Below are 12,136 nucleotides of genomic sequence, written 5' to 3'. Positions count from 1 at the left end.
ACTAAGTGATGCTTTTACTGCCTGTTTTTAAACGACATTAATGACTATAGTTATACTGAAAAACACTGATTTTGTCTATAAAAAGCGGTTCTGTATGGGTGTTTTTTAAACAAGAACTAACAATTTATTAAGCCTAAAAAAACAATTAATTAATACTGATAATTGTTAATTTAATATGGCCTTATTTGCAAATGTAAGCGCGCCAGGGTGACGATGAAAGTTACCATTGGTCATATCTAAATGTTTCAACCAAAGTTGTCTATACTGCGCTGAGAGCCCTAACTGCTGATATTGCATAATAGACCAATTTTCACTAGGTTTATAAGCAATACCTCCTACCTGGCAACTCTTTGCTTTATGCCAACCTGTTGGCGGTGACTCACCATGAGAAATAAATAAATTAGGTGCAACAAAACCCGTTTTTGCACACAACCATGCTTGCTTAATTTTAGGCAAAGCGTATTCATCTTCAAAACCGTTAAAATGCATCAGCTCATGCAAAAATATACTGTATTTTGCTTTTGAGTTTATTAGCATTGTTCCCTTCGTGACATTAGCCGTTCCATCTTTAGGCATCATCACTATAAAATCAAAATTGTTAGGAAGCTGGCTATTAAGTTTAGATGATTGCCAGTCACACTTTGCTATTTGACTAGTACTACTTTTACACTCAAGCATACCCGCAACGTAAACGGGTTTTGAAAAGCAAAAAATATTTTCACGGGGCTCTGGTTGTTTATTATAAGCATTAATAAACTCTGTAAGTTTATATAAGCCACTGCGATGATCGCTCATAGTCAGCACGTTAAACATACATTGCTTATTAGGTTTGCTTATATTTCTTAAAGATGAAAAACCGAGATCGTGGATAAACGCGGTAGATATTTTACTCTGTGGTATTTTTAACTGAAGTTTTAGATGATTTAGTACATCCCCTGCTGGTAATTTGTTTTTACTAGCGAGTAACTCTAAATCGCTCCAACGTGATTGCTCAAGTAACTTTGTTGCTAATATTTTACGCTCTGGGATTGTTAAGTCATTTATAGCGGAGAGCCAAAATTGTTTTGCAGTATCACTCTGACTGCTTTTAATAAGCTTAAGAGAATACATATATTGTGCTGAGGAAATTTTACTGCGAGCAAGTATAGCTAAAGAGGTCTTTGGTAACTGCTCTAGGTGATCAGAAAAATAAGCTGGTGAATTCCAATAACTTTGTAGAACATTGGCTTTTGTATTTAAAACATGCCAAAAGCCAATAGCGCCAAGGTAATTACTCGAGCCTGTAATTAACAAACAACATAGTAATACACCTATTAATTTAAAACGCTTAACTTGCGTCAACACCTTCCATCAACTCAAGTTCTAAACGCGCATATTTGTACTCAATAAACTCATGTACATTGGTTGCTAGCGCAAGCCTAAAATAGTCTGATGCTAAGTACAGCTCACCCGCTGCTTGATGCATTTTGGCTAAGTAAAAATAAGCTTCACATAAACGTTGCGCATATTCTTGCTCAGTTCTAACACCATCACTAATGCCTGATAAAAATGCATGTTCACTCATATCGCCCGTATAAAGAGAAATTAACTGATACGCCCATTGTGAATCATCAAGCGCAGTCGCATTTTGTTTAAGGGCATCAAGTGCGATTACTTTATCCTCTTGTGCCTGGGCTAAATAAACCCATAAAACACGGTACGGATCGTTAGGAGAACGGGCTAAAAACTCATTAAAGTCATTTTTAGCAAGGCCAGCTCTATCGCCGTAATACAGTGCAATTCCTCGATTTAAATAGGCGTATTCATGCTCTTCATCAAGTTCTAGAGCTGAATCGAAAAACTCATAGGCTTTTTCGTACTGCTGCATAAGCGTATGTTGAATACCTAAAAAATTATACACTTCAGCTAAATCAGGCTTAAGTTTTACTGCGCGGTTAAAATCAATACGCGAAAGAGTGGTCATACCTAGACTATCGAAAAGTACACCACGGTCGTAATAAAGCTTAGCTTGTTGCTCTTCGCTTAAGTCAGCCCTATTCAATAACTCTGAGTAGCGTGCAATAGCAATTTCACTTCTAAAGTCAGAGGCTAAAGGTGCAGTAAATGGCACATTAACAATCGGGGTTGGTTCTGATTCTGTTGTAGTTTGGCAAGCGCTTAAAGACAAAATAGCAAAAGATGCCAAAGCTAAATGTTTGAGTATCATTAAAATCCTTAATACCAAGATATATCGCGATTAATATAAGACAGACCTTGTCCAATAAGGTTTCATTAAAGCATAAAAAAAGGGGCTAAACAGCCCCTTTTTTATCATCTAGCTAATATAACTAGATTAATAAGTTAACAATTACGCGTCAGTTGGCGCGTCAGCTGCAGGTGCTGCTGATTCCATTGCTTCTTTAATACTTAGACGTACACGGCCTTGGCGATCTACTTCTAGTACTTTAACTTTAACTTCTTGACCTTCAGAAAGGTGATCAGCCACGTTATTAACGCGCTCAGTACTAATTTGAGAAATATGTACTAGACCATCTTTACCAGGAAGAATGTTTACAAACGCACCGAAATCAACAATACGTACAACTTTACCTTCGTAGATAGTACCTACTTCAAGTTCAGCTGTTAATTGCTCAATACGGCTAATTGCATTAGCTGCACTTTCGCCATCTGTAGCGGCAATTTTAATCGTACCGTCGTCACCGATTTCAATCGTTGTACCAGTTTCTTCAGTAAGCTGACGAATAGTTGCGCCACCTTTACCGATAACTTCAGCGATTTTCTTCTGTGGGATTTTCATTGTGTATATGCGAGGAGCAAACATTGATAGCTCTTCAGAAGGAGCAGAAATTGCTTCGTCCATCACTTCTAAGATATGTAAACGTGCAGCTTTTGCTTGTTTAAGCGCAATTTGCATGATTTCTTGAGTGATACCTTCGATTTTGATATCCATTTGAAGTGCAGTGATACCTGCAGCTGTACCAGCAACTTTAAAGTCCATGTCACCTAAGTGATCTTCATCACCTAAGATGTCAGAAAGAACAACGAATTTATCGTCTTCTTTAACTAGACCCATCGCAATACCAGCAACAGACGCTTTAATTGGTACACCGGCATTCATAAGTGCAAGTGAAGTACCACATACAGAAGCCATTGAAGATGAACCGTTTGATTCAGTGATTTCAGATACTACACGGATTGAATATGGGAATTCAGTCAATGTTGGCATTACAGCAGCAATACCACGCTTAGCAAGGTTACCATGGCCGATTTCACGACGCTTAGGAGAACCAACAAAACCAGTTTCACCTACACAGAATGGAGGGAAGTTGTAGTTAAGCATAAAGTGGTTTTTATGAGTACCCGTTAAATCGTCGATTAACTGTGAATCACGTTCTGTACCAAGTGTAGCTGTTACTAACGCTTGAGTTTCGCCACGAGTAAAGATAGCAGAACCGTGAGTACGCGGTAATACGCCAGTCATTACATCTAGTGCACGAATCATATCTGGTTCACGACCATCGATACGTTTTTCGCCAGAAGCGATACGGCCACGAACGATTTTCTTCTCAAGTGAACCGAAGATTTTACCAATTTCTTGCTTATCTAAAGACTCGCCTTCAGCAAGTTCAGCTGTTAACACTGCAACAACTTCATCTTTAGCTACGCCAAGTGCTTCTTTACGCGCTACTTTATCAGTGATTAAGTAAGCTGCGCCTACTTTATCAGCAGCAATTGCTGCAACTTTATCTTCTAGTGCAACGTTTTTAGCTGGTGCAGTCCAATCCCAAGTAGGCTTGCCTGCTTCTGCTTTAAATTCTTCGATTGCAGTGATGATCGCTTGAGATTGCTCATGACCATATACAACAGCGCCAAGCATTACGTCTTCTGCAAGTACGTTAGCTTCTGATTCAACCATAAGTACCGCTTTATCAGTACCGGCTACCACTAAATCAAGTTGGCTTTCTTCAAGCTCTTTTAATGTAGGGTTAAGTACATATTCGCCGTTGATGTAACCAACGCGAGATGCACCAATTGGACCACTGAACGGGATACCAGAGATAGCAAGTGCTGCTGAAGTACCAATCATCGCAACCATATCAGGTTGGATTTCAGGGTTAACAGAAACAACAGTAGCAATAACTTGTACTTCGTTTACAAAACCGCTTGGGAAAAGTGGACGAATTGGACGGTCAATAAGACGTGCAATAAGTGTTTCGCCATCGTTAGGACGACCTTCACGCTTTAAGAAACCACCTGGGATACGACCAGCAGCATACATACGCTCTTGGTAGTTAACTGTTAGTGGGAAAAAGTCTTGGCCAGGTTGTGCTTCACGCTTACCAACAACAGTTACTAAAACTGAAGTGTCGCCAATGCTTGCAAGTACAGCGCCGTCTGCTTGACGAGCGATTGCACCAGTTTCTAGAGTCACTGTATGTTGACCTAGTTTGAATTCTTTAATAATTGCTTGCACTTAAAATATTCCTTAAATGTATTCTAATAAGTTGTCATCAAAGTACCAATTACAGTACATAATTGTATTCAGTTGGAAATCAATTAAGTACTACAATTGGCAATGATGTGAATAAGCGTAGATAAACCTTTTTACCTACGCGCATAGTATATACCAAAGCTGCTTCAAAATGCGAGTCTAGGGTGTGTTGATCTTTGTGGATTGAAATTTGTTCAATCTAGGGTCGATTTAATCACGGCGCGAGATTTGTAACCTAGTGGGCTAAGTAAAAATCGAGCAACAAAGAGTTAATCGCCCCTAGGATGAACCCGCAGGGCAGCGCATGTTTGGCATTTATGCTGCGTTATCGCCTATTTATGGGGAATAACCACACTACATAGGCGCTGCCTTGCCTAAAGACCAAACATACAGCTGCAAAATTAATCACGAAAGGTCAACACACACTCGCTACTAGATTTAAACTGGGCTAATTAGCGGGTAAATACAACAGCTATTGGTAGTCTATGAAATGGGGGTTTTATATTATAATTCAATAGGTTTAAGAATTTTCTTAATTTGGAAACACAAATTTTAGGCACAAAAAAAGGAGCTAAAAAGCTCCTTTTTCTATAATCTAGTTCTTAGCGACGTAGGCCAAGTTCTTTGATTAACGCAGTATAACTAGTGATGTCTTTACCTTTAAGGTAATCAAGTAGTTTACGGCGAGTGCTTACTTTACGAAGCAGACCACGACGTGAGTGGAAGTCATGCTTGTGATCAGCAAAGTGACCTTGAAGCTTGTTGATGTCAAAAGTAAGTAATGCTACTTGTACTTCTGATGAACCTGTATCGCCTTCTGCACGTGCAAATTTAGCAATGATATCGATTTTTTCTTGATTGCTTAGTGACATAGTAACTCCAAAAATTAAATTTAAAAGGTGTCTTAGCCGATCACTAATTCAGCCAAAACGATTAAGCGGGCGTATTCTACCAACTGTAGGAATAACTACAAGCTAATTATCCCCAACTACAACTAATAAGCCACCGTTAGGCACATTAGTTGCTTATTCAGGCTTTACGTAATCGTCTTGCTGACTAGCAAGACCACGTTTAACCTTTAAATGACCGTTTGAGTTGCGCTCACCAGTACCAATAAATATATTATCCGCAACAACTTTAATTGCACCATCAGGTAAAGCGATTGATAATTCTACAGCTTGCCCGTGACTAAAAATCCCCCCTTGTTCTTTTGTAATTTCAACAACGGGTAAATCAGTTAAAGCAGTATCAATTGGTAGCAATAGCGAGTCTAAATAAGTTGAAGGCGCAAGCTCTTCTTCTTTCGCTTTAGCAAGCAACGCTTCAATCTCATCAAGCGAGACCATTTTATCTGCCGGATACTGACCAACAGCGGTTCTGTGGAGCATAATAACGTGTGCGCCACAGCCTAGGTTTTCGCCTAAATCATCAACGATTGTACGAATGTAGGTCCCTTTAGATACATGGGCCGTCATTTGTAATACGTTGCTTTGTTCATCAAATTCGTCAAACGATAAGCTAAACACGTTTATTTTTCTGCATTTACGAGGAACTTCAATACCTTCGCGCGCGTACTTATATAACGGTCTACCTTGGTACTTAAGAGCTGAGTACATTGACGGATATTGTTCAGACTCACCAACAAAAGCAGCTATTTCTTTTGTTAGCTGTTCACGCGTAACGTTCACATCTTTAGTGCTAACAATTTCGCCATCAGAATCTGATGTTGTTGTACGCTCACCCAGTTGTGCTCGAACGATATAGGTTTTATCTGTATCGAGTAAAAACTGCGTAAACTTAGTCGCTTCACCAAAACAAATTGGCAGCATACCTGTGGCAAGTGGATCTAAAGCACCTGTGTGTCCAGCTTTTTGCGCAAAATAAACACTTTTTGCTTGCTGTAATGCTTTATTTGATGAAATGCCTTCAGGTTTGTTTAACAACAAAATACCGTCAACTGCACGGCCTTTACTGCGCTTTGCCATCTGTATCAGTGCCTTCTTCGCTATCTGTATCGTCTACGTGATCAGTACCTTCTTCGCTATCTGAAACATCAGCAGCATCAACACTTTCTACGTCTTCATCTACATGCTTTGCGTTATCTTCGCGGATAATAGAATCCACTAAGTTAGAAATACGCATACCTTCCATTAATGAGTTATCAACTACAAACTTTAACTCAGGCATTATACGTGCACGGATACGCTTACCAAGTAACGAGCGAATATAGCCCGTTGCTTCATTAAGTACTTTTGCGCTTTGCTTTGCTGCGTCTTCATCTTGTGTGTTAAACACAGTAATGAAAATTTTGGCATAAGATAAATCGCGCGATACTTCTACCGCTGACACTGTCACCATACCTAAGCGTGGATCTTTAATTTCGCGTTGTAAAATTACAGCAATCTCTTTTTGGATTTGCTGTGCAACACGATCAGTGCGAGAAAATTCTCTCATTATACTTGTCCTAAAATAATAACTTATTGAAATTAAATAATAAGTTAACTAAATAATGGATATGCAAATGGGGGCTAAGCCCCCATTTAAAATCTTAGCGTAGGGTGTGTAGAACGTCCGGCGTTAACCTGAGCGTTCAATACTCCCTAGTAACAATTATAGAGTACGTTGTACTTCAACTGTTTCGAATACTTCGATTTGGTCACCAACACGTACGTCATTGTAGTTCTTAACGCCGATACCACATTCCATGCCGTTACGAACATCAGCAACATCGTCTTTAAAGCGACGAAGTGACTCAAGTTCACCTTCATAGATAACAACGTTTTCACGTAGTACACGGATTGGAGCGCTACGTTTAATAACACCTTCAGTAACCATACAACCAGCGATTGCGCCAATTTTTGGAGACTTGAATACGTCACGAACTTGAGCAAGACCAATGATTTCTTGTTTAAACTCTGGCGCTAACATACCTGACATTGCTTGTTTAACTTCGTCAATCAAGGCATAAATTACGCTGTAGTAACGTAGGTCTAAGTTTTCAGTCTCGATAACTTTACGAGCTGAAGCATCAGCACGAACGTTAAAGCCAACTACAATTGCGTTAGACGCTGCAGCTAGTGTTGCATCAGTTTCGGTAATACCACCAACACCTGAACCAACAATCTTCACTTTTACTTCATCAGTAGAAAGTTTAGTTAGTGAATCAGAGATTGCTTCGATAGAACCTTGAACGTCAGCTTTAAGTACCACGTTAACTTCAGAAACATCGCCTTCAGTCATGTTAGTAAACATGTTTTCAAGCTTAGCTTTTTGTTGACGTGCTAGTTTAACATCGCGGAACTTACCTTGACGGTATAAAGCAACTTCACGCGCTTTACGTTCATCTTTAACTACAGTCGCTTCGTCGCCCGCAGCTGGAATACCAGAAAGACCTAAAATCTCAACTGGAATAGATGGACCAGCAGACTTAATGTCTTTACCGTTTTCATCGCGCATTGCACGAACACGGCCATACTCAAGACCACATAATACAATGTCACCTTGGTTAAGCGTACCAGATTGAACAAGTACTGATGCTACTGGACCACGGCCTTTATCAAGACGAGATTCAATAACAACACCAGCCGCCATACCTTCAGTCGGTGCAGAAAGCTCTAGAAGCTCAGATTGGTTCAATACTGCTTCAAGAAGGTCGTCAATACCTAAGCCAGTTTTAGCTGAGATATGAACGTACTGCGTATCGCCGCCCCATTCTTCTGGAATAACGTCTAGTACAGCAAGTTCGTTTTTAACACGATCTGGATCTGCGCCTTCTTTATCCATTTTGTTTACAGCAATGATTAAAGGAACGCCAGCTGCACGTGCATGCTGTACCGCTTCTTTAGTTTGTGGCATAACGCCATCATCTGCTGCAACCACTAGGATTACGATATCAGTCGCTTTAGCACCACGAGCACGCATTGATGTAAATGCAGCATGTCCTGGAGTATCTAAGAACGTAATCATATTGCCGTTTACATCAACATGGTATGCACCAATATGCTGTGTAATACCACCGGCTTCGCCAGAAGCAACCTTCGCAGAACGAATGTAATCTAGCGTAGATGTTTTACCATGGTCAACGTGACCCATTACAGTTACTACTGGAGCACGAGGCTCTGACTTACCATCTTCATGGCGGTCATTAAGTACTGTTTGCTCTAATTCGTTTTCTTTAACAATGATAACTTTGTGACCCATTTCTTCTGCAACTAATTGTGCAGCTTCTTGGTCAATCACTTGGTTAATAGTAACCATGTCACCCATTTTCATCATTGTTTTAACAACTTCAGCGCCTTTAACGGCCATGCGTGATGCAAGCTCGGCTACTGTAATTGTTTCGCTAATACGCACTTCATTTTTAACATCAACAGTTGGTTTTTGGAAACCATGTTGTAATGATGCTGGCGCTTTTAGCTTAGACTTGTTACGGCCTCTTGACGCTGCAAATTTATCTTTTGCTGGCGCTTTTTTCTTTTTCTTAGCACGGCGTGTACCTTGCTCATCACGAGCATCGGCAACATCTTCTGCTTCACGTGCATAAGTAGAAGTCGTAAGATGGTGATCCGCTGTTTCTTCGCGTTTCTTACGTTCTTCTTCTTCTTTCTTCCAGCGTGCTGAATTCTCTTCAGCTAGCTTTCTTGCTTCTTCTGCTTGACGTTTCGCTTCTTCTTCAGCTTTCTTCAATGCGGCCTCTTCTGCTTCTTTTTGCAGACGCTCAGCTTCTATGCGATCTTTCTCAGACTTAGCACTTTGCTCTGGGGTCATCTGCTTTTGTTTCGCTTTACGCTCTGCATCAGCTTTGCGTTTAGCTTCTTCTTTGGCTTTACGGTCAGCGTCTTCTTTCGCTTTGCGTTCTGCCTCTTGTTTCGCTTTTAATTCTGCGGCTTCTTGGTCAGCTTTTTGCTGCTCTTCAAGGCGCACTTTTTCTTCAGCAGCTAAGCGTGCTTGCTCTTGCTCTTGTTCCATTGCGCTTTTCTTCACGTAAGTACGTGTTTTGCGAACTTCAACTTGAACATCTTTTGCTTTACCCGTAGAGCCAGTCACACTTAGCGTGCTTTTGCTCTTACGTTGTAAAGTCATGCGCGCAGGGCCATCTGAACCTGTACCGCCATGATGCTTACTTAAATGATCAAGTAACGTTGCTTTTTCAGCTTCTGTTACATTATCAGTTGCTTGCTTAGTGATACCTGCTTGTGAAAACTGCTGTAGCAATTTATCAACAGTCGTACCTATATCGCCGGCTAGTTTTTCAACATTTACTTCTGCCATAGTGTGTAATACCTCCGTTAATAAATTACTCGTCTGCAAACCAACAAATGTTTCGTGCAGCCATAATCAGTTCACCCGCTTTTTCAGATGAAACTTCTGTGATATCAACTAATTCGTCAATACCTTGTTCTGCCAAGTCTTCAAGTGTAACAACACCCTTGCTTGCCATCACAAATGCTAAGTGACGTTCTAAGCCTTCAAGCGCAAGTAAGTCTTCAGCTGGCTCTGCGCCATCTAAGCTTTCTTCCGTTTTAAGTGCTTTAGTAGTCAATGCATCTTTTGCGCGTGAACGCAGTAAATCTACAGTCTCTTCATCAAGACCATCAATTTCTAAAAATTCAGACGCTGGTACATACGCCACTTCTTCAAGTGTAGAGAAACCTTCGTTGATAAGTAATGATGCAAACTCATCATCAATTTCTAAATTTTCAGTGAATAAGTTAAGTAACTTATCAGATTCAGCTTCATTTTTAGTACGCATGTCTTCAACAGTCATTACGTTTAGTTCCCAGCCAGTTAACTGACTTGCTAAACGAACGTTTTGACCATTACGACCAATTGCTTGCGCTAGGTTATCTGCTTCTACAGCGATATCCATTGAGTGAGTGTCTTCATCCATTACGATTGAAGCAACTTCTGCTGGCGCCATTGCATTGATAACAAATTGTGCCGGGTTGTCATCGTAAAGTACGATATCAACACGCTCACCGCCAAGTTCTGACGATACAGCTTGCACTCGTGCGCCACGCATACCAACACATGCACCAATTGGGTCAATGCGTTTGTCGTTAGATTTAACAGCAATTTTAGCGCGTGAACCTGGATCACGTGCTGCAGCACGTAATTCAATCATCTCTTCGCCAATTTCTGGCACCTCAATGCGGAATAATTCCATTAGCATTTCAGGTTTAGAGCGCGTTACAAATAATTGTGCACCGCGTGCTTCAGGCTTAACTTCATATAAAAAGCCACGAATACGGTCACCCGGGCGGAAGTTTTCACGTGGTAACATGTCATCACGGTAAATTACTGCTTCTGCGTTATTGCCTAAATCAAGAACAATAGAGTCACGCGTTGCTTTTTTAACAACACCCGTTACCAACTCACCTACTTGATCTTTGTATGCTTCAACAACTAAAGCACGCTCAGCTTCACGTACTTTTTGTACGATAACTTGCTTAGCCATTTGTGTTGTAATACGGTCAAATTTGATTGAGTCGATTTGCTCTTCAACATAATCACCCATTTGCAAATCAGGTTCTTCAACCTGTGCTGCTTCTAGAGTGATTTCGCTGTATGGATTCTCTAAAGAACCATCTTCTAATACAGCGGCAATCTGCCAACGACGGAACGTATCGTAATCACCAGTTTTACGGTCAATTGCTACGCGTACTTCAATTTCGCCATCGTGTTTTTTCTTTGTAGCTGTCGCTAAAGCGAACTCTAGAGCTTCAAAAATCTTTTCTTTTGGAACCGCTTTCTCATTGGAAACGGCTTCAGCAACCAATAATATCTCTTTTGCCATGGGTAATGCCTCGCTTGCCCTATTCCTTCGCACTCGAATTTAAAACTTCGCGATTAAATTCGCACGTTCGATGTTACTAAGCATGATCAGATGCTCTGCACCATCGCTAGATAGTGTGATCATATCGCTGCTAACTGCTACTAAGTCGCCTTTAAAATTACGACGACCATCCTGTGGAAGTTTAGTACGCACGCGTACTTCCTCTCCTTGCGCCTGCTCGTAGTGATCTTGTTTGAATAATAGACGATCAACACCAGGAGACGATACTTCCAAATCATATTCATTTGTAATTGGGTCTTCGACGTCTAAAATCGCACTAATTTGGCGACTTGCATCCGCACAGTTATCAACTGAGATCCCATTCTCATGAGCAATATATACTCTTAAGGTAGAATGGCGACCCGCTTGCACAAATTCAAGACCATGCAATTCAAAGCCTAACATTTCTACCGCAGGCGTTAACATGGTTACTAAATCTTGTTCAAGTTTTGTCACGAAAATCCTCCATACAAACAAAAAAAGGGCTTATAGCCCTAAAATACTGAGTTTAAGTTTTAATTTGATGACAATTGCCACAAATCGCAAGGTGCAGATACAACAACGCCCCGAACCAAGCGGGGCGTCACACCAATAAAGCATAAAACTGTGTGGCCTAGGGCCAAGCTTGGTTGCGAGTCAGTAAACTGACCTAATTAAACTACATAGTCTAAAACGCAAAACGCGCATTACTTAGAATGCGCGATATAAATTAGTAAGGTAATACCTACTAGTAGAATTGGTTGCGGGAGCCGGATTTGAACCGACGACCTTCGGGTTATGAGCCCGACGAGCTACCAGACTGCTCCATC

9 protein-coding genes are annotated in these 12,136 nt (G+C 40.7%); all 9 read right to left on the bottom strand.

Going from position 1 to position 12,136, the window contains the following annotated elements:
* Nucleotides 1-165 precede the first annotated feature (165 nt).
* Nucleotides 166-1,341, bottom strand: coding sequence for a hypothetical protein (locus tag I6F54_RS12120; RefSeq protein ID WP_197141544.1), 1,176 nt, complete (start codon nt 1,339-1,341; stop codon nt 166-168).
* Entirely contained in the window at nt 1,328-2,206 is an 879-nt protein-coding gene (nlpI, locus tag I6F54_RS12115) for a lipoprotein NlpI (RefSeq protein WP_010554683.1), read from the bottom strand. Before nlpI ends, I6F54_RS12120 begins: the two co-directional genes overlap by 14 nt.
* 141 nt (nt 2,207-2,347) lie before the next feature.
* Nucleotides 2,348-4,474, bottom strand: a complete 2,127-nt coding sequence (gene pnp, locus I6F54_RS12110) for a polyribonucleotide nucleotidyltransferase (protein ID WP_007585511.1) — start codon at nt 4,472-4,474, stop codon at nt 2,348-2,350.
* Nucleotides 4,475-5,094: 620 nt separating this feature from the next.
* Nucleotides 5,095-5,364, bottom strand: a complete 270-nt coding sequence (gene rpsO / locus I6F54_RS12105; protein ID WP_007585509.1) for a 30S ribosomal protein S15 — start codon at nt 5,362-5,364, stop codon at nt 5,095-5,097.
* 153 nt (nt 5,365-5,517) lie between these two features.
* A complete protein-coding gene (gene truB, locus I6F54_RS12100; RefSeq protein WP_007585508.1) occupies nt 5,518-6,477 on the bottom strand; it encodes a tRNA pseudouridine(55) synthase TruB in 960 nt (319 codons plus the stop codon).
* Nucleotides 6,461-6,946, bottom strand: a complete 486-nt coding sequence (gene rbfA / locus I6F54_RS12095; RefSeq protein ID WP_007585506.1) for a 30S ribosome-binding factor RbfA — start codon at nt 6,944-6,946, stop codon at nt 6,461-6,463. Before rbfA ends, truB begins: the two co-directional genes overlap by 17 nt.
* A 156-nt stretch (nt 6,947-7,102) precedes the next feature.
* A complete protein-coding gene (gene infB, locus I6F54_RS12090; RefSeq protein ID WP_197141542.1) occupies nt 7,103-9,763 on the bottom strand; it encodes a translation initiation factor IF-2 in 2,661 nt (886 codons plus the stop codon).
* Nucleotides 9,764-9,788: 25 nt separating this feature from the next.
* On the bottom strand, nt 9,789-11,288 hold the full coding sequence (gene nusA, locus I6F54_RS12085) for a transcription termination factor NusA (protein WP_197141540.1): 1,500 nt from the start codon (nt 11,286-11,288) through the stop codon (nt 9,789-9,791).
* A 39-nt stretch (nt 11,289-11,327) separates the two neighbouring features.
* Nucleotides 11,328-11,783, bottom strand: coding sequence for a ribosome maturation factor RimP (gene rimP / locus I6F54_RS12080; protein WP_197141611.1), 456 nt, complete (start codon nt 11,781-11,783; stop codon nt 11,328-11,330).
* Between the last annotated feature and the right edge of the window lie 353 nt (nt 11,784-12,136).

Origin of the sequence: Pseudoalteromonas sp. SWXJZ10B (assembly GCF_015864475.1) — a bacterium.
GTDB lineage: Bacteria > Pseudomonadota > Gammaproteobacteria > Enterobacterales > Alteromonadaceae > Pseudoalteromonas > Pseudoalteromonas arctica.
The sequence above is the reverse complement of the archived record's forward strand: the minus strand, read 5'-3'. Positions and strand labels throughout refer to the sequence as shown.